Annotated in this window: 20 protein-coding genes; 5 read left to right on the top strand and 15 right to left on the bottom strand. The window is 35.2% G+C overall.

Annotated elements, in window-relative coordinates; translation table 11 throughout:
* Positions 1-708: 708 nt before the first annotated feature.
* From EKM77_RS05240 to EKM77_RS05230, 3 genes are read right to left on the bottom strand one after another with little or no spacing between them, the layout of a single operon-like run.
* Complete coding sequence (locus EKM77_RS05240; protein WP_125593000.1) at positions 709-1,476, bottom strand: ABC transporter ATP-binding protein; 768 nt, start codon at positions 1,474-1,476, stop codon at positions 709-711.
* A complete protein-coding gene (locus tag EKM77_RS05235) occupies positions 1,409-2,374 on the bottom strand; it encodes an ABC transporter permease (protein ID WP_125592999.1) in 966 nt (321 codons plus the stop codon). Before EKM77_RS05235 ends, EKM77_RS05240 begins: the two co-directional genes overlap by 68 nt.
* A gap of 18 nt (positions 2,375-2,392) precedes the next feature.
* A complete protein-coding gene (locus EKM77_RS05230; RefSeq protein WP_125592998.1) occupies positions 2,393-3,361 on the bottom strand; it encodes an ABC transporter substrate-binding protein in 969 nt (322 codons plus the stop codon).
* A 539-nt stretch (positions 3,362-3,900) separates the two neighbouring features.
* On the opposite strand from EKM77_RS05230, the gene EKM77_RS05225 reads away from it, so the two are divergent.
* Together EKM77_RS05225 and EKM77_RS05220 are read left to right on the top strand one after the other, a co-directional pair.
* A complete protein-coding gene (locus EKM77_RS05225; protein ID WP_125592997.1) occupies positions 3,901-5,124 on the top strand; it encodes an MFS transporter in 1,224 nt (407 codons plus the stop codon).
* Between the two features lie 45 nt (positions 5,125-5,169).
* Positions 5,170-5,559 carry a winged helix-turn-helix transcriptional regulator gene (locus EKM77_RS05220; RefSeq protein WP_125592996.1) on the top strand — a complete coding sequence of 130 codons (390 nt, stop codon included), beginning with the start codon at positions 5,170-5,172 and terminating at the stop codon, positions 5,557-5,559.
* A gap of 228 nt (positions 5,560-5,787) precedes the next feature.
* Here EKM77_RS05220 and EKM77_RS05215 read toward each other — a convergent pair whose 3' ends face one another.
* From EKM77_RS05215 to EKM77_RS05190, 6 genes are all read right to left on the bottom strand, one after another.
* Positions 5,788-8,178: an isopeptide-forming domain-containing fimbrial protein gene (locus EKM77_RS05215; RefSeq protein WP_164507719.1), complete on the bottom strand. Its 2,391-nt coding sequence runs from the start codon at positions 8,176-8,178 to the stop codon at positions 5,788-5,790.
* 200 nt (positions 8,179-8,378) lie between these two features.
* Positions 8,379-8,795: a DUF805 domain-containing protein gene (locus EKM77_RS05210; RefSeq protein ID WP_125592994.1), complete on the bottom strand. Its 417-nt coding sequence runs from the start codon at positions 8,793-8,795 to the stop codon at positions 8,379-8,381.
* A 13-nt stretch (positions 8,796-8,808) separates the two neighbouring features.
* Positions 8,809-9,156, bottom strand: a complete 348-nt coding sequence (locus EKM77_RS05205; protein ID WP_225425190.1) for a fluoride efflux transporter FluC — start codon at positions 9,154-9,156, stop codon at positions 8,809-8,811.
* Positions 9,153-9,533 (bottom strand): fluoride efflux transporter FluC, encoded by a 381-nt coding sequence (locus tag EKM77_RS05200; RefSeq protein ID WP_225425197.1) that lies wholly within the window; start codon positions 9,531-9,533, stop codon positions 9,153-9,155. Before EKM77_RS05200 ends, EKM77_RS05205 begins: the two co-directional genes overlap by 4 nt.
* A 211-nt stretch (positions 9,534-9,744) precedes the next feature.
* Entirely contained in the window at positions 9,745-10,644 is a 900-nt protein-coding gene (gene gnd, locus EKM77_RS05195; RefSeq protein ID WP_125592993.1) for a phosphogluconate dehydrogenase (NAD(+)-dependent, decarboxylating), read from the bottom strand.
* Positions 10,645-10,719: 75 nt separating this feature from the next.
* Positions 10,720-11,244 carry a MerR family transcriptional regulator gene (locus tag EKM77_RS05190; RefSeq protein WP_125592992.1) on the bottom strand — a complete coding sequence of 175 codons (525 nt, stop codon included), beginning with the start codon at positions 11,242-11,244 and terminating at the stop codon, positions 10,720-10,722.
* 176 nt (positions 11,245-11,420) lie between these two features.
* On the opposite strand from EKM77_RS05190, the gene EKM77_RS05185 reads away from it, so the two are divergent.
* Together EKM77_RS05185 and EKM77_RS05180 are read left to right on the top strand one after the other, a co-directional pair.
* Complete coding sequence (locus EKM77_RS05185) at positions 11,421-12,515, top strand: CAP domain-containing protein (protein WP_125592991.1); 1,095 nt, start codon at positions 11,421-11,423, stop codon at positions 12,513-12,515.
* Positions 12,516-12,592: 77 nt separating this feature from the next.
* Complete coding sequence (locus EKM77_RS05180; protein WP_125592990.1) at positions 12,593-13,978, top strand: hemolysin family protein; 1,386 nt, start codon at positions 12,593-12,595, stop codon at positions 13,976-13,978.
* Between the two features lie 176 nt (positions 13,979-14,154).
* Here the strand turns inward: EKM77_RS05180 and EKM77_RS05175 are convergent, their stop codons facing one another.
* The 3 genes from EKM77_RS05175 to EKM77_RS05165 all read right to left on the bottom strand — a co-directional run bounded on the left by EKM77_RS05175 (position 14,155) and on the right by EKM77_RS05165 (position 17,428).
* The gene (locus tag EKM77_RS05175; protein ID WP_125592989.1) at positions 14,155-15,843 is read right to left on the bottom strand and encodes a glycosyltransferase family protein; all 1,689 of its coding nucleotides are present in this window, start codon (positions 15,841-15,843) and stop codon (positions 14,155-14,157) included.
* Positions 15,844-15,950: 107 nt separating this feature from the next.
* Positions 15,951-16,763, bottom strand: a complete 813-nt coding sequence (locus EKM77_RS05170) for a hypothetical protein (protein ID WP_125592988.1) — start codon at positions 16,761-16,763, stop codon at positions 15,951-15,953.
* A 2-nt stretch (positions 16,764-16,765) separates the two neighbouring features.
* Positions 16,766-17,428: an HAD hydrolase-like protein gene (locus tag EKM77_RS05165; RefSeq protein WP_125592987.1), complete on the bottom strand. Its 663-nt coding sequence runs from the start codon at positions 17,426-17,428 to the stop codon at positions 16,766-16,768.
* An 89-nt stretch (positions 17,429-17,517) separates the two neighbouring features.
* Here EKM77_RS05165 and EKM77_RS05160 point away from each other — a divergent pair, with 89 nt between their 5' ends.
* Positions 17,518-19,845, top strand: a complete 2,328-nt coding sequence (locus tag EKM77_RS05160) for an HAD-IC family P-type ATPase (protein WP_125592986.1) — start codon at positions 17,518-17,520, stop codon at positions 19,843-19,845.
* Between the two features lie 88 nt (positions 19,846-19,933).
* On the opposite strand, the gene EKM77_RS05155 is transcribed toward EKM77_RS05160, so the two are convergent.
* The 3 genes from EKM77_RS05155 to EKM77_RS05145 all read right to left on the bottom strand — a co-directional run bounded on the left by EKM77_RS05155 (position 19,934) and on the right by EKM77_RS05145 (position 23,582).
* Positions 19,934-22,144 (bottom strand): L-type lectin family protein, encoded by a 2,211-nt coding sequence (locus tag EKM77_RS05155; RefSeq protein WP_125592985.1) that lies wholly within the window; start codon positions 22,142-22,144, stop codon positions 19,934-19,936.
* Between the two features lie 190 nt (positions 22,145-22,334).
* A complete protein-coding gene (locus EKM77_RS05150) occupies positions 22,335-22,535 on the bottom strand; it encodes a hypothetical protein (RefSeq protein ID WP_125592984.1) in 201 nt (66 codons plus the stop codon).
* A gap of 69 nt (positions 22,536-22,604) precedes the next feature.
* On the bottom strand, positions 22,605-23,582 hold the full coding sequence (locus EKM77_RS05145) for a ribose-phosphate diphosphokinase (protein WP_125592983.1): 978 nt from the start codon (positions 23,580-23,582) through the stop codon (positions 22,605-22,607).
* Position 23,583: the final 1 nt, after the last annotated feature.

Below are 23,583 nucleotides of genomic sequence, written 5' to 3'. Positions count from 1 at the left end.
TGAACCTCGGTTTTGAGCTTTACAAAGTACGTAAATCTCAAAACACGTCCGGTAGTGTAAGGTCGTAAAACCGACTCCCAACACTACCAATCACTGCTGGTGCCATCTCTTTACCTCCGCTTGTTTTATTAATTGATTATGAATTGAGAAGCATGATTTCGCTGTTCTGTTGGAATCATGCTTTTTTAATATCTTTTCATTGGCGTATTGTCTACACTTAAGTAAATTTAGTAAGCTAAAGATGTTACACGCCCTTCGTTCAAAAATACTTATGGAGGTGAAGTAACATGAAATTATTGATAGTAAGGAGACTACATTGCTGGAAACAGCATTTTTTATAAGGAAAATAAAAAAGACTATCCATAACAGATAGTCTTGCAGTCAACATCAATACTTATGTTGAACCGGAGAGGTCGCACCCCCTTCGGTTCTTTTCGTTCATAAGTTATTATAAACAGCCACGAATAATAAATCAAATTAACCTTAGTAAAAATGAATTCCAATATATTGATATAAAACATCTGGAGATTACGAGTAATGGAACCCGTTGAGAAAGTGGAGTTGAACGGCGGTTTTCCGTTCTTACTCCACCGACGATTCTAAGATTTGCGTAAGCAAAGCTTGGAATCGAGACTTCAGACCTCGGCTGAAGTCGGTCGCTCAACGGGTGGAATTACTCGTAATCGGAAGAAGAAAACCAACAAACCATTAATTATCAAACATCCCAACAAGTTCTTCAGAATCAAGCTCCTGCTTGTCTTTTCCACTAACATCAAGCGTGATCTGACCATCTTGGACCATGATCAAACGATTGCCATACTTCAAAGCATCAGACATTTTGTGCGTGATCATCATAGTAGTCAATTTCTCCCGATTAACGATCTCATCAGTCAAATTCATTACATCTCGACTAGTTTTAGGATCAAGTGCCGCTGTATGTTCGTCCAAAAGCAATAACTTGGGCTTACTTAAAGTTGCCATCAACAAGGATAATGCCTGTCTTTGACCACCGGAAAGATATTTAACTTGTGTCTTTAAACGATCTTCTAATCCCATATCAAGTGGTTTCAACAACTCTTGGAATGTCTCCCACTGTCCCTTTTTACGATACCATTTGAGGCTGGTTGTACGAACGTGACTTTGGGCTAAAACTAAATTTTCAGCCACACTTAATTCTCCAGCCGTTCCCATTTTAGGATCTTGGAAAACTCGAGACATCCAACGAGAACGATACGATACTGATTTTTTTATAACATTTTTATTTTCTAAATTAATTGAACCGGCGTCAGCTGATAAAGTCCCAGCAATTGTATTTAATAAAGTAGACTTACCAGCACCATTATTTCCGATCACTGAAATAAAATCACCATCATAAACTTTTAAACTAACGTTTTTTAAAATATGACGCTCATTCTCTGTCCCCGGAAAGAACACCTTTTGTAAATTTTGTACGCTTAACACTTGTGATTTGCTCATCTTGTTCACCTTCCGTTAACTGAGATAGATATATTTTTAATTGTTTACGTGTTTTAAGTTTATTTCTGACGATTGGTACACATATAACGATAACTAAAATAATCGCTGATAAAATCTTTAGATCATCTGGTGGGAAGCCTAATCCCATCGCAACTGTTAGTAAGAAACGGTATAAGATCGCACCTATTACCATAGCTGAAAGTCTAACTAGAATATTTCTGCCACGAAGGAAAATTTCACCTACTAAAACAGATGCTAATCCAATAACGATCGTTCCAATTCCCATACCAATATCGGCATAACCATTACTTTGAGCAATCAACGAACCTGACAAAGCAATCAATCCATTGGAAATTGTATAGCCAAAAATAATCATCCCATCAGTATTGATCCCATTTGCGGCACTCATATTTTTATTATTTCCCGTTGCCATCAAAGACAATCCTAAACGAGTTTTGAATAATAAATAGAGAACCAAGATTACTAATCCAACAATAATTACACCTAGGACAATTGTCTGGATCTCCGTTGCCCAACTAGGTAAATAATCTGTTAAAACTTTTTGCGTTAACAACGGTACATTGGATTTACCCATGACGTGCATATTGACTGAATAAAGTCCGGTCATTGTTAAAATTCCGGCTAATAGTGATGGAATATGTAACTTAGTATCAAGAATCCCCGTTACAAATCCGCCTAAACAACCGGCTAAGAATCCCATCAATGTTGCTGTAAAAGCTGATTGACCATTTAGCATTAGACTAATTGTCATTGCTGCACCAAAAGGAAAACTTCCTTCAGTTGTTAAATCTGGAATATCTAAAATTCTAAAGGTAATAAACACACCAATTACTAGTGGTGCCCATAATAATCCTTGTCCTAAACTGGATATTAGCATATTGTTTAGCACTCCTTTTTAAGGTTTTTCAATCTTTGTTGGATCTAAACCAATTTCTTTGGCATTAGCTTTGTTGATGTACAAGTGTAATGTTTTAGATTTTTCTACTGGCATATCTTCAATTTTCTTATTTTCAACTAAAACTTTATAAGCCATCTTACCTGTTTGTTTACCAAGATCACGATAGTTTAATCCATAAGTAGCTGTTCCACCATCTTGAGCCATTTCGATCGATCCAGTAACTACTGGCAACTTAGCTTCTTTGGCTTTTTTACCAATTGTTTTCATAGAACTTGCCATCAAATTATCTGTTGGAAGATATATTCCTGCTACTTTATCTTTCAAACCGTCAACGGCACTGGCAACATCATTTGTGCTTGTAACACTGACTACGTTTAATTTAATATTGTTTTTCTTAGCATATTTCTTTGCCATTTTTACTTGTAAAACTGAATTCTCTTCAGATGAATTATATAAAACACCTAATGGCTTATCTGATTTTGTCAAAGTTGTCAGTAATTTGATCTGCTTTGTAACTGGTCCTAAATCTCTTGTTCCCGAAACATTTGTCTTTGGTTTGTCGTTTGATTTAACTAATCCAGCTGATTTAGGATCAGTAACGGCTGTAACTAAAATTGGTGTATCTTTAGTTTTCTTACTTAACGCTTGAGCTGCTGGTGTAGCAATTCCTAGTAATAGGTCATGCTTTTTTTGTGTTAATTGTTGGCTCATTGAGTTCAAATTAGATTGATCTCCTTGAGCATTCATATAATCGTATTTAACTTTAATATCTTTATCATGTGACTTAATTTCTTGATTCAATCCCGATTTGAAACCATCCCTTGCTGCATCAAGTGAACCATGCTGAACAATTTGTAAAATTCCAACGTTTAAAGTCTTTTTATCCGAACTGGCATTTGAAGAACAACCTGCCAAAACTAATACTGCCATTATTAATGTTACTAATCCCATTAAATATTTTTTCATATTCTTATCCCTCCAGAGAAAATAAAAAACCAGATAGATTAGTAGAATCCATCTGGTTTAATATCGGGCCCGAATATTATTTCCAGATAGATTCAACTCGCATCTATCTGGCTTAGCGACATGATTAATAACTTTAGCCAATCAATAGATACGAACGCTGCGTGTGCGTCCGTATCCAAGAGATTGAATACAAACGCTATCTAAAGAAAAAGCTAAAGGCAAATTGACTATTTAAATGTTTAAGTTGATTTTCTATCATAATTAATTGCCTCTTCCTTTCATGTCTGTTTTATTATGTTTCCTAGTAAAACATTATCAGATTAACCTGTCAACAAATAATCTAATAATATGAGTAAATTTCTAATATATAAAGTGCTTCAAATTACTATCAGAATAAGGTTTTGAAATAATTTAATTTTTTTGTATTTTACAGGTACTTTTTAGTACCTATTGCACTTTAAAGTACGTAATTGTTTATTTATCCTAACCCCATATAATGATACTCATGCTTATATTTCAACGCAAAGGAGTTATCAAATATGAATAACAAAGTATCATCAAATTGGATTTTAATGTCACTTGCTATCAGCGCATTTGCCATTGGATCAACCGAATTTATCAGTGTCGGTATTATGCCGCTCTTAACTAGAACTTTTAATGTTTCACTAGCAACCGGAGGCTTGACCGTCTCAATTTACGCCATGGGGATCATGTTTGGTGCCCCAATTTTAACTTTACTAACTAATAGATGGAATCGAAAAAAATTATTAGTAGGTATCATGATCAGTTTTGTACTCGGAAATTTAATCGCCGCACTAGCACCAACTTTTTGGATCTTGTTAGCAGGACGTGTGATCACAGCCTTGTCACATGGAATCTTTATGGCAATTGCTTCATTGATTGCCGCAGATGTTGTCGCACCGAATAAACGTGCTTCAGCAATTGCTATTATGTTTACAGGATTGACCGTTGCCACAGTCACAGGTGTTCCGCTAGGAACTTTTATCGGCCAAAATTTAGGTTGGCGCGCTTCATTTCTATTCCTAGTTATCTTAGGATTCATCGGCTTAATTACTAACTTTATGCTCGTACCAAATGACTTGCCATTACCAAGGCCAACTAGTGTTAAAGGTATCTGGAAGATCCTCAAGCAACCACAATTACTTTTGATCTTGATCATTACAGCATTAGGATATGGTGCTACTTTCCCAGTTTACACATACCTAACAACTATTTTGAATAAACAAATGCAATGGTCACAAGCAGCAATCGTTATTATCCTAGTATTTTACGGTTTAGCCGTTGCCGTAGGTAATACTCTTGGTGGAAGATTTGCCAACAGCAATCCTTTAAGTGCACTTTTAAAAATGTTCATTGGTTTAGGCGTCGCATTGATTTTAATGGAACTTACAATGAATATGCACTTCTTGGGATTAGTCGCTGTATTAGTTATGGGGTTATTTGCTTTCATGAATGTTCCCGGACTACAACTTTACATCGTTCAATTAGCAGAGAAATTTACTCCAAATGAAATTTCTTTAGCATCTGCTCTAAATATTTCCGCATTTAACGTTGGTATTACTTTTGGATCAACACTAGGAGGACAAGCAGTTAGTGCCGGTCAATTAATTAATACCCCCTGGATCGGAATTGGTATGATTTTAATAAGTGTTGTTCTAACAGTAGTCTTAATGAAATTAGGAAACAAAAATATTGTTTCTAGTGAAGATCTCAAGTTACAATCAAATTGCCAAACAAAATAATAATGGTAAGATTATCCTTACTCAAGTAAAGGAACGGTGAAATAGATGAAACAAGCAGTTTATAATATTGGCGTTGAAGCTACTATGAATATTATTGGTGGAAAGTGGAAACCTATTATTCTCTGTCATCTAAAACATCAAACCATGCGTACCGGACAATTAAGACGTGCGATCCCCAATATTACTCAAAAAATGCTGACGCAACAATTACGTGAACTTGAAGACGACGGAATTGTAAGTCGTAAAATTTATAGTCAAGTTCCACCAAAAGTTGAATATTCATTAACTGATTATGGAGAAAGCCTAAATCGCATTCTTGAAGCACTATGCCTTTGGGGTGAACATGACATTGCACTCCGCAAAAAACGTGGTGAAAATATCATTCTACTAAATAGCGAAAACGTCGAACCAGACAATGTTCCTTATGTAGACTAAAAAAGAGATCCTGCAATCTTAGATTGTAAGGTCCCTTTTTAGTAATCAAATTTATACATATCGGAGGATAAAAATCAAAAAAGCCAGCAGTGAAAGAACTGTTAGCGACTTGTCGCTTACAGATCAGGACGAATTTTAAGATTTGCGTACTATGCAAAGCTTAAAATCGAGCCTTGAGACAAGGCTCAAGGCGGTCCCACAGCAGGCTTTTTTTATTTTTATCCGGAGTTAAATACTATCAGAAATATTCCAAGTTATTTTACCGCTATAACCACCAGGATTAGTAGTCGGAGCGAGTTTAAGCCGCCAATCTCCAACTCCAATATAATTAGTCAAATCCTGATTTCCAGTGAAAGCATCATTTCTAATTTTAGTCCCTGTTGTATCAACAGATTGCCAAGTTCCAGAATCTGTATCTGAACTTGTTCTTTGTTTGAGGAACAATAATCCAGAATCTGTTGAAGGTGCTAACACTGTACCAGTAAGAGGATCTTTTAGTTGTGTATTTTGATCATTATTATCATAACTTACCGTAACATCGTATGGTTTTTCACTAGAATTATTGACGATCAATTGACCTTCAGTACTTATATTAGATAAAGTCTTCTCTTTTCCAGCCATATGGACAGTTCCAAAATCTATTTTGGTTGGAATTGAAGTGAATCCAATTAAGTTTTCAATATTGACCGTTGTTTGATTAGTCGTCAAAGTACCTAAACTAGTACCTGAACTAGTTTTACCATTAGATAATGTAGCATCGTTATATAATGTTGACCCCGCATCTCCCGTTATAGTTGCGGAATACGTTACCGTGACTGAATCACCTGGTTTGAGTTCGTACATTATGATCGTACCCGCATTGGCAGAAGAAGTATATGACTGACTACCATCGCTAAATGTAAAGGTTGCATCTCCACTTGCAGTTAATCCAGCAGGTATATCTGGTTTAAATGTAGCGGTCCTTCCTTGAAATGAATCTGTACTGTTAGATAGAACTGTGTAGGTATTTTTAAAATCGACAGTGTCACCTTTTGTACCTTTGGCACTTGTACCCCAATTTGTATCTTTAGAGTTTTTTATCTCTTGTGTAAATGAATCCTTATATGGATTTCCTTCAACGGGGATATTAACTGATGCAGAATATGTCTTTATAACGCCGTTATCCTCATTAGGATCAGTTCCTAAAAAGTCACCTGTATTATTAATAGTAGCTCCATCAGCATCCGAAGTTATAGTAGCTTCAAATGTAATTGCTGCTTCTTGACCATCAGTCAAAGCTGTATTAACAGGTGCATTTAATGTCTTAGTCGTTGCATCATAAGCTGAACTATCGATTGAAGTAGTTGTTCCATTAGCATCTATTTTCTTGATAGAGCTAGGATCTATTTGTAGACCAGCAGGGATTTTATCCTTGATATTAGATAAATTCCATTGACTTTGATATCCAAAATTACCTATGCCTAAAGTAAATTTCAATTTATCTCCAACACGATTTTTACCATCAGTGCTAGTTTCATTAGTAAAACTCTTTTTGGGTGTAGGAACTGAATATGGAGATTCCGTAACGCCCATACCTGAGCCAAAATGAGCGGTTTCTCCTACTTGCAGATCTGTAACGTAAGGCCAAGCTAACGTATAAGCACTGTCAGATCCTGTCGACAAGTTTTGTCCATAGTTATTGTTAGACGACTCATCACCAGTACCAGCAATTGTTTTATCACTAAATTTTCCTAACCAATTCATGGAACTAGCAGAAGTATAATCTTGTCCAGTATACTTAGTGAATCCATCAGGGACACTGTTACTGACCATTAATTTGTAAGAACCATCTTCAATATATACACCATGTTTATTTCCAAGATCTTTTACACGGACGGTATCAAATTTTCCTAGTTTCGTATCTTCACCAAAGAAAACACCAAAGGATTGAGCTGATGTACTGGTATTTTTTACATACATTTCTCTTTGCACTAAAGCCGCATTACCTGGCGAGACTCGAAGAAGTATTTCAATCACAAAATTATGAGTTCCATAACTATCTGTTTTACTATAGTTACCAACTATTTTTGAAGCCTTATTTCCGTTAGCATCCGTTCCGGTAAAATATTTTTTACCGGTCATATTCATTAAAACAGAGTAATCTTTAGAATTTATACCATTAGTTCCCTTATCTGATTTAGAAAATACTATTCCAAAATCAGGAGACGTCAATGAAACATTTTCAGGTTTAATATTGGTACTGTTAGTACTACCTGATTGAAAGACTGATCCCACATAATTTCCTGTATCGTTTAAAAAGACATTCATTTTTGAATAACTGATATTGTTATATCCATTAGCTGTACTTGGATTTACCACACTTGTATCATTACCGTTAGTTACATTACCACTAGAATCGTTAGCTAATCCAAAGGTGTAACCAAGCGATAACTTACTATTGATGGTCTTACTCCCAACCACCGAGTTTCCTTGACTAGTCCAATCCGTTATCCCATCATCAATTTCTTTCCCTGTAATAGTAGCCGCTTGAACATTTTCAGCTCCTGAAAATACGCTTAAAAACATAAAAACAGCAAAGAAAAGGGACAGAAAAAGTGACTTTTGGTATCCTCTTTTCATAAACATTCACTCCTCAGTAAATATTAATTCCTTACTTATTTTTTTATGATTTATTTGTAAATATCATTACCTCCATTATATAAAATTAAAAATGTAGAAAAGTATCATTTATCGTAAAATATTTTTTCAAAAATAATTACAAGAAAAAAAGACCTTATCTTCAACAAATAACCGAGCTGAAAATAAGGTCTTTTAACATTTCAATCTATAAATCTAGGCCATTTAGAACTATTTTTTTGTGGTAGGACTGTAAAAATAACTAATAATAATTCTCCGATGATCGGGATAACATATAGCAAAGTCCACCAGCCACGCATATTACGATCATGAAGTCTTCTGATCGTAGCGGTGAAAACTGCTATCCAATAATAACCAAAGGTCATGGCGAATGCCACTCCCATAACGGCGCTCCAATAGAAACTTCTCAACGACAAAACGTTCATAAGAAATCCGAATACCGTCATTAAAACGACTGTCAGTAAAGTCATACCTAACAGACCCCACCAAAAATCGGCGCGTCCCATTCTCTTTGCGCCAACAAACATATCTTGAAAATATAATCTAGTCGAGTTTAAAATATTGGGCTTAGTACTTTCATTCCAAATTGATTCATTCATTTAAAATTACTTCCTATATGTGAATTCCGATAATAAAACCTAATATACCAAAAATGTAGGTCAAACTAAAATAAATAAGACAACTAATAAAGCGTCTTTGAAACCAAAGTTGACTTAATTCCATGTTAAATGTGCCAAAAGTAGTAAAACCACCACATATTCCGGTACCTAAAAATAATAACATTTTTTTATCAGTTACCGAAGCTGTCAAATATCCTAAAACAAACGATCCGCTTATATTGATCAGCATGGTCATGAATGGAAAATCTATTTTCACTTTACGAGAAATCAATGTCAAAAAATTTCTAATGTATGCGCCAAAAGCAGCTCCAAATCCAACTAGTAGTGAATTAATAATCATGATTGCCTCCTTGCAAAATCCAAAAAGGCCCGAGAAGCTGCCCAGTAATTACCTATCAACGCACATAAAAATCCCCCAATAATGGTCAATAGTAAATATAAAATCAAGTAATTCCAATTACCCGTCTGAAATAATTTATATGCGTCAGCCGTAAAAGTTGAAAAGGTCGTATAAGAGCCTAATAATCCAGTACTAAGCGATAAAATCACTTGTGATGACAACTTATAACGGTCTTGTAAATAATGGATCAAAAACGGTAAGAATAGCGCTCCTGAAAGATTAGCAATAACCGTCCCCCACGGAAAGCCATTATTAGCCGTAAACAGTAGTCCTTCAACATAGCGGAGATTACTACCAATAAATGCTCCAACAAATATAATTACAAATATTTTAAATTGTTTGATGTTCCCACTTCCCCAGAGCTTGACATAAGGCGGTTAGAGACTGAGCATAGCCTAGAAGGTCTCTGCCTTATGTCACGCGTTTCAATAAATAATATCAGAATATCCTTTTTCATGCTTAAAACAATACAAGCCCAGTAATCAAAAATCAGATCACTGAGCTCATAACTTCATCAAACTATCTTATTTACTTTTTATCAACATCATGACCGCCGAACTCATTACGCAAAGCGGCGACAACTTTACCTGTGACTGTATCATTTTCAAGAGAACGATAACGCATCATTAGTGAAGCTGCAATAACTGGTGTTGGGACTTGCAACTTGAGTGCTTCTTCTAAAGTCCACTTACCTTCACCAGATGAGTGCATAACGCCTCGAATTTCATTTAATTTAGGATCTTTGGAGAATGCTGACTCAGCTAATTCCATCAACCAGCCTCGAATAACAGAACCGTTTGACCATACTTTAGCAACTGCTTCGTTATCATAATCGAATTTACTATGTTCCAAAACATCGAATCCTTCGGCAATCGATTGCATCATACCGTATTCGATTCCGTTATGGACCATCTTTAAATAGTGACCGCTTCCGGCTTTTCCTGTGTACAAGTAACCATCTTTTTGAGCAATTCCCTCAAAAATAGGTTCAATGATTTTGAAAGCTTCTTTGTTGTCTCCACCAATCATGAAGTTACCATCATGATTAGCACCGGACATACCACCAGATGTACCGGCATCAAAGAAAATAATTCCTTTTTCCTTTAGGATCTCATTATGTTTTAATGAGTCTTCATAAAATGAATTACCACCATCAATAACGATATCATCCTTAGACAAAATATTACTCAAAGTATCAATTGTCATATTTGCAGGTTTACCCGCTGGCAACATAACCCAAACAATTTTAGGTTGTGGCAATTTGTCCACAACATCTTGTAGATCACTGGCGACTTGAGCACCTAATTTTTGTGCATCTTTTTTAGCATCTTCATTTAAATCAAATGCTACTACTTCATTATTGTTTCTGATTAAATTTTCGGTTAAGTTGATCCCCATCTTACCGAGTCCGATCATTGCTAGTTTCAAAGCGAATCCTCCTAAGTTTTTACCAATCAATAATTATACGCAAAAAAAGCAGGCATGACAATTTGCCTAGCCTACTTATTTCATAAATCTATTCCACCAATGATCTTTCTTATCATCTTTTACTTGTTCATTGACGCGTTCTTTCAATTCAGTTGATTTTTCTTCAGATTTTACTACTTCAGTTTGAAGAGCTTCATCCTTTTTAGCTAGTTCTTCATTAGCTGATGTTAAATCAGATATTTTAACTTCTAATTCTTCAATCTTTTGTGCTTGTAGCTTATTTTTAGCTTTTAAATCTGCAACGACTTTCTCTAAGTCATTGTTATTATCCTTTTTTGTTGATTCTGTTGGATAAATTTTTTGTGCGGCTAAATCTAAAGTCATTTTTGGTTCATGACCTAACTCAACCATTTTTTTGAAATCTTCCAAATTTTCAGAAGTATACAAACGATTATTCTGACTGTTACGTTCAAAATAATTGGCATTATCAGTGGTATGTTCTACGATCAAAGAATACTTGCGTAGCGTTGCAACACTGATCCCCAATTCTTTTGCAGCTTGTGCAGGCGTTAAAAAGTTTTCATTCTTTACATTACTCAAAAGTATTTCCCCCAGATTAATTCATTCTTTCATTATAAAAATAATCATTTCGGAGTTCAACCACTAATATCACATAACATCAACTTAATTGGAGATCCATTTCCTTCAAACTACATTTTATTATTAGAATTGGGTATAATGTGGGTAGTAAATACTTTGCAAATGGGGTTATGAAAATGAAGAGGTCACGGTTACTTATCAGTTGCGCGTCCTTACTGTTATTCTTTTCCGTTGCGGCTCCTACAACGGTACAAGCAACCAGTAATGTAACGACTAACATTTCTGATTTTTATAGAACTTATTACAGTCCGAGCGAAATCGCTCAAATAAAACAATTTCAACAAACTTATCAAAGTTTAGATAACGATCTTTACAATAAGAGCAACTTATTTACTACGGCTCCAAAACTAACAACAGATGGAACATTTGATCCCGGTGTTCTTAGTGGAAACGCACTTAATGGCACGATTAGCTGGATAAATTATTATCGTTCACTGTCAGGCTTGAGTCCTATCTCTTCTAAAGAAGCTTCTAATAATACATCTCAAATTGCTTCTTCAGTAATGGCAGTTTCAAATTCCAGTCCTTATATTAATCAACATTTCCTAGTAAATACGCCTAGATCTAGTTTTATTCCTGATCGTTATTGGTATCAAGCAGTTTATGGTACCGGATACGGTAATTTGTATTTTGGATATCCTAAAACGATCGGTGAACCTATTCGGGAATTGATCTTTGATGATACTGATATTGAAGGTTCCGATACTGGACACCGTGCTTGGTTATTGTCACCTAAACTTTCAACGGTCGGAGTTGGTATTTCTATTGCCAATAATGGACGTCAATATGAAACTATTTTTGTTAATAATCCAACTGATATTTATAATCAAGCTGAAAAATCAGTTGTCACATATCCTTATAATCTATTCCCAGTTGAGGAATTGACTAATAAATATGGAGCTCTGATCCCTTGGTCAATAACGTTTGCTGACCAAAATAAAAATATGGTTACTGATCAAACATCGATCACGGTGGAAAACTTGACTGATGGAACAGTTGGGACGACTACTCCTTTAACGGACAGATCCTACGCCTACTTGAGTGATGTTATTGCGTACATGCCTCCAAGAAGTATTACGATCAACAATCATTCAACTTATCGCGTTACCATTAATAATTTAAATTCTGAAAGCGTTCCTAGTTATAGTTATACTTTCAAGACTTTCTCAGAAACAGCTAATGGATTGGGATATGGTTACGCTAATCAATAAAAGCCGACAATGTCGGCTTTTATTGATGTTATAGTGTTATAATCCATCTTACATAGGAAAAAAGGGGAAATTAAATATTGTCAAGTTCTGCAATTACAGCTAACTTAATTATTATTCTAATAACATTTATCTTCGCTTTCTTCTTCGTTGCCGCCGAGTTTGCCCTAGTACAAACCAGACCTAGTCAACTAGAAGATGCCATTTCTAAAGGTGAAGGTAATCAAACAAAATTAAAACGTGCTTTAATGATGGTCAATAACCTTAACGAATACTTATCAACAACACAAGTTGGTACAAGTATCGCCGGTATCATCTTAGGTTGGATCGGTGAAAGTACGATCGAATACTTGTTGATCGATTTATTTGGATTAATTCATCTTTCTGGCAGCAATGGTGGTCTACACATTGTCGGTTCTGTTGTTGGTGTTTTATTACTAACATACTTAGAAGTTGTTTTAACCGAAATCGTTCCAAAAAATGTTTCTATTGATATGCCAATGCGTATGTTAATGATCGTTGTTACACCAATGAGGGTCTTCCATTTAGCAGTTTATCCATTCGTTTGGCTACTAAATATTTCTGCTACTGGAATCATCAAGTTGATGGGACTTAAACCCGCCGATTCTGAAAACGAAATTTTCTCACAGTCCGAAATTTTAAGATTGTCGAAATCATCGATCCATGGTGGTGATATGGATCAAAATGATGTTGTCTTTATGCAAAGAGCTTTTGAACTTAATGATAAAGTTGCTAAAGATATTATGGTAGATAGGACTAGCCTTTATGTAGTAGATATTACTGATAAAGTTAAAGACGTTCTAAAAGATTACTTGCAACAAGGATTCTCGAGATTCCCTGTTGTTGCTGATAATGATAAAGATAAAGTTTTAGGTTACGTTTATGCTTATGATATCGTCCGCCAAAATCAAGTTGATGGTGACATTGGGATCAGCCGTGTTTTAAGATCAGTTAACACTGTTCCTGAAACTATGCCTATCCAAGATATCCTATCTAAGATGATCAAAAAGCAAACTCCTATTGTAGTCGTTGTCGACGAATACGGTGGTACAAGTGGTATCGTAACTGATAAAGATATTTACGAAGAATTATTTGGTACTGTTAAAGATGAAATTGATGATGTTTCCGATGAATATATCGTTAAAAATGATGATGGCAGTTATAACGTTTCTGGTAAAACCACTCTATATGACTTTGAACGTTATTTCAAAACCGATATTCCTGAATTTCAGGAGTCAGATATCATTACTGTCGGTGGTTTTATGATCGAACAATATCCAAACATCGACCAGGACTTTGAATTCAATATGCTAAATTTCCATTTCAAGGTTGCTGAATTTGATCACGGGTTCGTAAACTGGTTTAAAGTTACAGTTGATAAAAAAGCTGTGACTAAGCAAGATAATTTAGCATCCCTAACCGATGTTGATGATTTGAAGGAATAGTAAAATGCAACTACAAAGGTTAAACCTCTAAGGCATGTTCTCTGTATCCACAGGGAGTCATGCCTTTTGTTTTTTGCTTTGAACTGAAACACATAAAAAGTGCCCCATAACTGTTAGATTTTTGTCTAACAATTATGAAGCACTTTATGAATGCGATAATGCTTGTAACAGTTTTTTTATTTATGACTTATTTTTTTGAATTTAAAGCCAAACTTATCTGCAACAAACCAAACTATCATTACAATAAGACTCAATACCGAAAAGATTCGGCTATACTTTTGAACATTAGTTTGAACGTAGGAAACGGTCAATTTACCACTGCCATTCAAATTAACTTGAGCTAAGTTTTGATTATTCTTGTCCATTGTTACAGCAGATGTATTTCCCTTAGTCGTTGCTTGATAACCATAATAACCAATTATTGGAAGGTCCACTTTAGCATTTTTAGCGTTCTTATAATCAAGTGTCAAAGTTGACCAATCTTGTTTGAAATCACTTATTTTGACCTTACCAGACCTCACTTCAGGCTTATGGCCTCTTTCCTTCAATGCGGCCGGAGAAGTTCCAACAGGCAGATACTCTTGTCCAGCTCCGATACTATATGTTTCTAATTTATTATATTGAGCATAAGTATTGATCGCGTCAGCTGTATGACCAAGTCTGCTACTTGCAGAAACTGTCAGCAGCATAACTACCAATATCATCCCCATCTTGCCTAATCTGCCTTTAAGAATATGAAGTGGATCATAGGCAATGAAAATAGCTATCATGATTGAAATAACAATATCTAAACGCCAAGGATACTGCAAAGCTTTTAATGGCGTTTTGTCCAATATTCCCCAAGGAAAAATTCTCGTACTCATAACTAATAGTCCAGCACCTAATAGTGAAAAATGCTTAACTGCTGGATTATCTATTTTCTTATAACTGGCAAAAATAATAACTGCCAAAGTCATCATCAATAATCCAATTACCGGCTGTGTAACAACGTTATTAAGACTGGCATCAATCAAATCCTGCAATTCTAGTGCTCCAGCAGAAAGACTGATTGCAGAATGTGCCAAGTTGAAATCAGTATGTTTCATCTGTTCCAGCATTGGTAAAAAGTATGCTAGAGAAAGTAACAACGAAGTAATAGCAGCATATACTAAAGATAAAATTCGTTTAGGATGTATCTTTAGTTCTTTATATTGGCATAATGCTATCAGTACGATCACTATTGCCACCAAAATCGGTGATAAAGCATGCGAGTAGATGATTGCCGTCATCCCAATTGTTAAATACCACCAATTTTGACGCTTGCCGTAGAAAATTTCATAAATCCCCAAAAAGGCAATTGGTAGAAAAACGAAAACAATCAACTCACCAACGTCATGACGGAATAACAAGTCATGTAAACGATATGTGGATAAAGTATAAACAAAGCTGAATACTAAACTATTCCAATATTTTTTGCTTACTTTTAGATAACTTAAAAATGATGTTGAAAATGTTAAAACATTTAATAAGAAATAAAAGGCAATAAATGTCTTAGATATCGAGAATCCCATTAGTCTAAAAATGGCTGCTGGATAGATCATTAAATCTGAATAAAAAGTATTTACAATATATCCAAAACCGCCCATAAACGACATATTGATCCAAGGGAAATATTGATGATGCTTGATCGACTCATATAGTCCCTCTATTCTCATCGCATGAAAACGATTATCACTAGTACCTAAATATGACCAAAATTGACCATGATAAATTTCAGTAAAATAGACTGTCGCTAAACTTGCAATTACAAAAACAATTAACGTTGCAACAGTCCACAAAGTATATTTAAGATATTTATTTTGATGATCCTTTGAACTACTTTGCATAGTATTGAACTCCTCTAAAATTTTAAACGTCATTCCTTATTATACAAGATTGGACCAATAAAAAAAGAGTGCCGGAAAATTTCCAGCACTCAAGAATAGACTTTAGATCAATACTTATACTTCATGGTACTTCCCCAATCGATCAGACTAAGAATAAAGACCATAAAGACTATTGATATATAACTTAAAAATATGCCATTAAGAACATTATAAAGTACATCATGAAGATTATATTCAACATTACTTGATATTAAATTTTGTATCGGGAAGTAAATAAACGCCAATAAAATTGCTAATAGGATTGAAGTACAGATCCCCACAGTGCCCAAATGATGGAAAAATAGCATATTAGAACCAACTTTTGCACGTAAACGGACCGCTAATAATACAAAAATAATTGCTAAGGCTAGAATAACCATTTTTACTATGCCACGGACTTTTGTAATACCTATCGAAAGGTTGTTTATCGGTCCTAGATCATCATCGATCATCTGATTCATTAGATCCTTATTAACACTGATCGTCTGATTTATTTCCGCATTAATATTCAAGCCTTGTTTCTTAGAGGCTTTTTTCAAATTGCCACCAATAGTATCTAAAATACTACTACCGACAGTCAATTTAGAATCATCATCATAAACTTCATCGACAGAAGTTCCAATTATTTTTTTAACATCATTTCGACTTAAACTAGTTGAAACACTCGCAACTGATGAATAACTATTCACCAGTCTATTTAATTTTTGATTGGAGTAGCTACGTATCAACGAAACATTTTCATCACTGGAAATGACTTTTTTTACATAGTCTCCATTTAAAATTGTGGTCAGAGTTATCCCTAAAAATACGATCAGCATAAGACAAATTGATAATAAAAATAAGGTAAAACCGTGCCTGTTATATGATAATGACTTACTCATAATTACTTCTCCATAGCTATTTTAGTGATGTCGGATGGTTTATTTACAATCCATTCAGATTTGGCGTCAGCTAGTTCTTGACGTTTTCCAAATCCGTAAGTAACACCGATTGCTTTTAAATTGTTTTTATGTGCCCCCACAATATCACTACTTCTATCCCCTACCATGACTAAATTCTTTGGATCTAGTTCTACGGAAGTTTTAGCTATACCATATGAAATTACATCTTCTTTTAGAGAACGAGTCTTTTCATCGTCAGTAGCTCCAAATACATGTCTAATATATGGTTTCATATCTAATTGGTCAACTATCTTCTTAGCAATGCTTTCCGGTTTAGAAGTTGCAATAAAGACTTCTTTGCCCGAATCATTTAAATCCTTGAGCATATCATAAACTCCATCATAAACACTCAATTCTTTCCAGCCCTGATCCATATAGTAATCATGGAAAATAGCTACACGACGCTGAGCTTCAGGGTCATTTCCGTCCAAGTCATCGTATTTTTTAAACGAATAACTGATAGTTGGTCCAATGTATGTTCTCAAAATATCGTCATCGTGAGGAACATAGCCTAAAACTTCCTTATACATGTACTTCAGGCCGTTAAGTATCCCCTTTTCCGAGTCAATAATTGTCCCATCCAAGTCGAAAAATAAGTTATTCAAAATATATTCATCCTTTTGTGTTAAATTTTAAGTAGTAAAGCAAATTATATAGCATTGGCTATAAAATAACTAATGGTCGTAGGTAATCTATGGTAAAAATTAAGAAACCTGCTTCATATACTGACATAGATTCTGGTCTTTCAAGTGAAGCTGTACAATCTAAAATAAATCAAGGACTTACAAATGTCCAAATAAAAAAACTATCTCGATCGATTCCCCAAATCATCGGAAGTAATCTTTTTACACTGTTTAATCTTTTAAATTTGGCGATCGCCATCTTAATTTTTTGGACCGGATCATATCGCAATCTCTTCTTTTTAGGACCAGTGATTGCTAATATCATCATCGGTAGTTTTCAAGAAATTCGTTCTAAATTAACAATTGATAAAATAAGTCTTGTTAATACTCACAATTTTTCAGCTATTAGAAATGGTGTGAAAAATGACGTCAAGATTGAAGATCTAGTTCAAGATGACATAATCATTCTTAAACGCGGCGATACCATCCCAGCTGACGGTATTGTTTGTTCCACAAATGGTTTGCAGACTAACGAATCAAGCATTACCGGTGAATCAGATACGATCACAAAAGAAGTAGGCGAACCGGTTTACTCAGGAAGTTTTGTCGTCGCCGGTCAAGCTAAAGTCCAGCTAACACAAGTTGGACTAAACAGTTTTGTTTCGCAATTATCATCAGCAGTTAGTAAAGATAAACGATCAGTCAGTGTTTTAATGAAGATCATTAATAACATCATTAAAATTTTAACATACACTATCGTTCCAATTGGACTTCTTTTGTTTTTCCGTTCGTATTTTCAAAATGGAAATATCTCGACATCAATTCTAGGAACATCGGCTTCCGTTATCGGTATGATCCCTGAAGGACTAGTTTTACTAACATCGGTTGCCCTAGCGACAGGCGCCTACAATCTTTCCAAGAAGAACATTTTAGTCCGCTCACTTAGCGCCATAGAAACGCTGGCTAGAGTTGATACACTTTGTTTAGATAAAACTGGAACTATTACCACTGGGAATTTAAATGTAAAAGAAATTTTGAGTTATAATGACTTTTCAAAAGAAGCGATCATTCAAGCCGCTCTTAAAATTGTTGAAGCGACAAAAGAAACAAACGCCACCGCTCTAGCAATTAAAAAATTAGACGGCAGTCCACTGGAAACTGAAATCAAAAAAGTCATCCCATTCTCATCTGAAACTAAATATTCCGGATTCATTGACCAAAATGGCAATAAATACCTTATGGGCGCACCAGAATTTATCATCAACAATCCTTCTAATGAACTTGATAATACTATCCAAACAGCGGCTAAAGAGGGATTTCGTATCATTGCAGTTTTAAAACAGGATACTTTGATGGGATTAATAAAAATTTCTGATGAAGTTAGAAAACAAGCTCCAGCAACATTTAAGTATTTAAATAATCAAGGTATAGACTTAAAAATCATTTCAGGAGATAATCCTGTAACAGTCGCAAACGTTGCCAAACAAGCAGGTATTGACTCAAGTAATAACTACATCGATATGAGTACCGTTTCTGAAAAGTGCGACTATAACGATCTAGTAGATAAATATAAAATTTTTGGTCGAGTTCGTCCTAGTCAAAAGTCTTCTCTGATCAAAGCCATGCAAGAAAATGGACTAACTGTCGGTATGACTGGTGATGGGGTCAATGACGTCTTGGCAATGCGTCAATCTGACTGTAGTATTGCGATTGCTGGTGAAAGTGATGCGGCTGAAGCTAGTGCTGATTTTGTATTATTAAATCGTAATTTTGATTCAATGATTTTTATGCTCAACGAAGGCCGAAGAGTTATTAATAACGTTGAACGTGTGGCGTCATTATATTTGATCAAAACAATTTATTCAGTCGTTTTGGCGATAATCTTCATAATTCTGGGAACAGGCTATCCTTTCCAACCTTCACAACTGACACCAATCAATGCCTTAACCGTTGGTATCCCAACCTTTATTTTGGCATTAGAACCAAACTACACTCCACCAGCTGGTAGATTCATGAGAAACGTTATGGAAATAGCTTTGCCGGCCGCTATCTGCAACATTTTATTGATCTGTGGAATTGCTTTCTTTGGCGGTAAAATGAACATCCCATTTACGATCACATCAACCCAATCAGTCTTTGTTATCGGACTTATCGGCTACTGTGCACTATTATCCATCAGTAAACCATTGATCAATCGTAAAAAAGTCATGATCGGTGTTTCATTTGCCATCTTCGCAGTTCTATTCATCTTTGGAACGTCACTATTTGGCATTCAAAGTATCTTAGACTGGCGCTACATTTTCATCTATCTAATAATTTTTGTTATCATTTGGCCTTTGTTCATGTTTATGCGTGAAGTGTTAGGCCGCAGAGTATTTTCTAAAATTAATTGGAAATAAAAGGTACCCTCGAGAAACTTTTATATAGCACTCTCGAAGGTACCTTTTTTTATGCCTTTAAAATAGAATTCGACAATTGTCATGTAAACTACTCAACACTATCAACCAAAGTCCAAGCAATTTGACCTGCATAATTTCCACTGGTTACATCAGAAGTAGATTGTAATAAAACTCCAGTATCATTAGTCCAACCACATAATTCCGGAATAGAAATTGTGCCGGTCTCTACACCATTAGAATTGCCTATTTTTACTAAATTATTTTGCATATCTTGTGTCGTATTTTGATCATCATAAATAATATAACCGGCAAATTGCTTATTGCCATCCATCAAAGGAGTTGCCTGCGCATCTAATTCCCACGACGAATTTTTAGATGTGACACTCAAAGGCCAATCTCCTTGACGTTTTATTATCTTAGCGCTAGCTCCATTTAGAGTTCTAAAACTATAAGCATCAGAAGCATTGATCTTAGAATATTTATCATCTACCACAACGGTGAATGTCATCGAATTTGATTTTATATAGTAAGAATCAGAAGCATAAATTGTGATCGTATGAGTTCCGGCTTTTAAATCTGTACCTGACAAAATTCGATTAAAATCAAGACTTGGTGAAGAACTTGATGAGCGAACGTTGACACTATCTTGATCTTTGCCATCAATATTGACGTGAATATCAGCCCCATTAGTATCGAAGTTGGCTCCATCTGAATATTTCAAATTACCATCGATCGTTGCATCTTGATCTTGTTGGATCTCTTGAGATGAATTTGTCTTAGATGTTAATGATAAGGTATGACTAGGTCTAGTATATCTGATTATAAATCCCGGCAAATAAGTATCGCCAGTATACGTATCACCCTTAAATGAGGCGTAGGTTTTTGGCATTGTTGCACCTAGCATTGTATTAACAGTTCCAACATGTATTTCTACTGTTGCGGTTTTATTATTATCATTCAAATAATTAGATGAAGATGAGATGGTATGGGTTAGTACATTTTTTGAAACTTCACTTGCCGGTATTGTCTCGGTATTCCCATTAGCAAACGTTACCGTAGCACTTTTGAATATAGAAAATGATGGAAGATTGATCGTTGCCAAAATATTCTTTAAATCCACCGTCCCACTATTATATTTAACTTGATATTTGTATGTCAGATTATCGCCTGAATTTATATAATTATTCCCATCGGGATCGTCTAAAACACGATTATCCTGTGTACTGTCAATCAATTGAGAAGTAACTGATCCATCCACAATCGTAGGAACTGATTCAAGAACCAACGCCATAGCACCACCAAGTGAACCCGTCGATCCTGTAAATCCCCAATACAATTTAGTCCCACCGTTAAGATGAAATTTACTCAAATCAATCGTTTCTGTTTTTGATTCTTCAATGGGATTTGTCAGAGTCTCTGTTCCTGTATTAGTATTTTTTGTCCCATCTTGATTCTTATCATTAACCGTATAAGTAACGTCAGCTGTTTTACCATCACTATTAGGACTATATTTAATCTTCAAATGATGCCAATAATATCCCGAAGTGTTACCTCCAAGATAGTGATACATTACTCCCTGATGAATAAGCTGATAGGTGTTAGTCCCTGTATTGAGATACGAACTGGACTCATCTGGATAATTACTTGCGATATGTGGTTTAGCAGTTTGTAAACCAATATCAAAGGCATTGTTACTTACATTAGTATTATTAATACCAGAGTCCAATTCTAACGCCCAACTATTTTTGATGGCACCATCTGGATTAGATGTATCAGGAGCCCAAACTCCTAAACCCTCGGCAGGTGTCATGATAGGTTTACCTGAAGCTTCATTTCCTAAGGTTGCTCTGGCGTTATCCGTATTAGGATCATTTTGCAAAACAAATGCCAAACTAGCATCGGATTTACCGGAGCTCCCTGGTGATAATGCCACCCAAAATCCAAAAGTTTGAGCTTTAGTAATATCCAGCATATTTGTGCTCTTGCTCCACATATATCCTGTACTATCTGAAGAATCCAAAGGCTGACTAACTCCACCGATTGCCGAATAAGGATCTACTGGGCTAAATCCATTATTGGCCATTACAAATGCATTCCGATATCTATTAGTATCACTATTTGTACCCCAAATTGTAACTGGATTGTTAAATAGATTCTGAATTGATGGATAATCCAATCCCTTAGGAGCCTCCTCACCTACTACATCTGCTGAAGCTTTGATACTACAACTAAAAAAGACAAGCAAAAATAAGCAAACTTGAAAATTGATCCTCAACAATAACTTTGCTCTCCCTGACATTTTATTGTCTTCCTCTCATATTTATAATAAAAATAATTATATTTTCCCACCTATATGATAATCCCTTACAACGGATTAATCATTCATTAATGGGAAATTTATTTAAAATTTGCCTATAATTTTTAATCAAAAAAAATAAGCCAGCAATCCAAAATCGGATTACTGACTTAATTTCTTTAACGCTTGAAACCTAAAACTTAACTGTTTTACGTTTCTTGTTGTGTCCCCTGTGATTCTTCTCCATGCCCATTAAATAGACAGCCGAAATCACAATGACTTCCATTAGGGTTAAAATTGCTCTTTGTTGATCAGCGATGTAAAGGATCACACTTACAACCAATAAAGTTATAATTAAAATCGTTAAGGAAAATATGGGACCTTTCTTTTTCATATATACCACCTTTTGTTTTTTTAATTAGTTACAAAAAAGGATTCTTCTGGGACACCCCCAGATGAGTCCTTATTTAATTTCTCGATAGTTATCTCTAACGGTAAACAATGACGCTGTTGAATCATCAGATTCAATAATACGAATTGCATCACCGACTAAACCAGTAACTGACAATACTTTTAGCTTATCAAAATTACATTCATCAGGAATAGTGATTGAATCTGTAACCACAATTTGTTTCAATTCAGAATCTTGTAATTTTTGAGCAGCATTTTTTGAGAAGATTGGATGTGTTGCAGCTGCAGAAACTTCAGATGCACCTGCATTGATCAATGATTTAGCACTATTGATCATTCTTGTACCTGTATCGACTAAATCATCAACAATAACACAATCCTTGCCCTCAACATCTCCAATAACATCAGAAATAACATCATCATCTTCAGTTGATCTCTGATCAACAATTGCAATTTGTGATCCAAATACCTCTGCCAAAGCACGGGCACGTTTAGTAGAATTATGGTCAGGAGCAACAAAAACAACATTTTCCATATTATCCATTGTGTCCATAAAATAACGAGCAAAGATCGGCATAGCACGTAAGTGATCAACAGGAATATCAAAGAATCCTTGAATTTGATCAGCATGCATATCAAGAGCAATTACACGATCAACCTTGCCCATTTCAAGCATGTTCGCAAAAAGTTTTGCGGAAATAGGTTCTCTTGAACGTGACTTCCTGTCAGAACGTGTATATGCAAAGTATGGCAAAACACAAGTGATCATATGTGTGCTGGCACGTCTTAAAGCATCAACCGCAATCATCAATTCCATAAAGTTATCATTAACGGGATCAGATACAGAGTGGATGATATAAACATCCTTACCACGAATACTCTCGTTGATCTGAATGTTGATTTCCCCGTCACTAAAATGAGAAACTGACGCATCTAACAAGGGGATTCCCATATATTCTGAAATTCTCTTTGCTAAAGGTTTATTTCCATTCAAAGAAAGTAAAGCAAGTTTATCTAATGACTGAGACATT

Origin of the sequence: Companilactobacillus baiquanensis (assembly GCF_003946605.1) — a bacterium.
GTDB classification, from domain to species: Bacteria; Bacillota; Bacilli; order Lactobacillales; family Lactobacillaceae; genus Companilactobacillus; species Companilactobacillus baiquanensis.
This window is presented reverse-complemented; position numbering and strand designations above follow the sequence as displayed.

Excerpts from the sequence above, each read along its gene's own strand:
- EKM77_RS05145 (WP_125592983.1), bottom strand. The coding sequence starts at position 23,582 with ATGTCTCAGTCATTAGATAAACTTGCTTTACTTTCTTTGAATGGAAAT.
- EKM77_RS05210 (WP_125592994.1), bottom strand. The coding sequence starts at position 8,795 with ATGAATGAATCAATTTGGAATGAAAGTACTAAGCCCAATATTTTAAAC.
- EKM77_RS05225 (WP_125592997.1), top strand. The coding sequence starts at position 3,901 with ATGAATAACAAAGTATCATCAAATTGGATTTTAATGTCACTTGCTATC.
- EKM77_RS05205 (WP_225425190.1), bottom strand. The coding sequence starts at position 9,156 with ATGATTATTAATTCACTACTAGTTGGATTTGGAGCTGCTTTTGGCGCA.
- EKM77_RS05215 (WP_164507719.1), bottom strand. The coding sequence starts at position 8,178 with ATGAAAAGAGGATACCAAAAGTCACTTTTTCTGTCCCTTTTCTTTGCT.
- EKM77_RS05185 (WP_125592991.1), top strand. The coding sequence starts at position 11,421 with ATGAAGAGGTCACGGTTACTTATCAGTTGCGCGTCCTTACTGTTATTC.
- EKM77_RS05240 (WP_125593000.1), bottom strand. The coding sequence starts at position 1,476 with ATGAGCAAATCACAAGTGTTAAGCGTACAAAATTTACAAAAGGTGTTC.
- EKM77_RS05150 (WP_125592984.1), bottom strand. The coding sequence starts at position 22,535 with ATGAAAAAGAAAGGTCCCATATTTTCCTTAACGATTTTAATTATAACT.
- EKM77_RS05220 (WP_125592996.1), top strand. The coding sequence starts at position 5,170 with ATGAAACAAGCAGTTTATAATATTGGCGTTGAAGCTACTATGAATATT.
- EKM77_RS05155 (WP_125592985.1), bottom strand. The coding sequence starts at position 22,144 with ATGTCAGGGAGAGCAAAGTTATTGTTGAGGATCAATTTTCAAGTTTGC.
- EKM77_RS05235 (WP_125592999.1), bottom strand. The coding sequence starts at position 2,374 with ATGCTAATATCCAGTTTAGGACAAGGATTATTATGGGCACCACTAGTA.
- EKM77_RS05175 (WP_125592989.1), bottom strand. The coding sequence starts at position 15,843 with ATGCAAAGTAGTTCAAAGGATCATCAAAATAAATATCTTAAATATACT.
- EKM77_RS05170 (WP_125592988.1), bottom strand. The coding sequence starts at position 16,763 with ATGAGTAAGTCATTATCATATAACAGGCACGGTTTTACCTTATTTTTA.
- EKM77_RS05160 (WP_125592986.1), top strand. The coding sequence starts at position 17,518 with ATGGTAAAAATTAAGAAACCTGCTTCATATACTGACATAGATTCTGGT.
- EKM77_RS05230 (WP_125592998.1), bottom strand. The coding sequence starts at position 3,361 with ATGAAAAAATATTTAATGGGATTAGTAACATTAATAATGGCAGTATTA.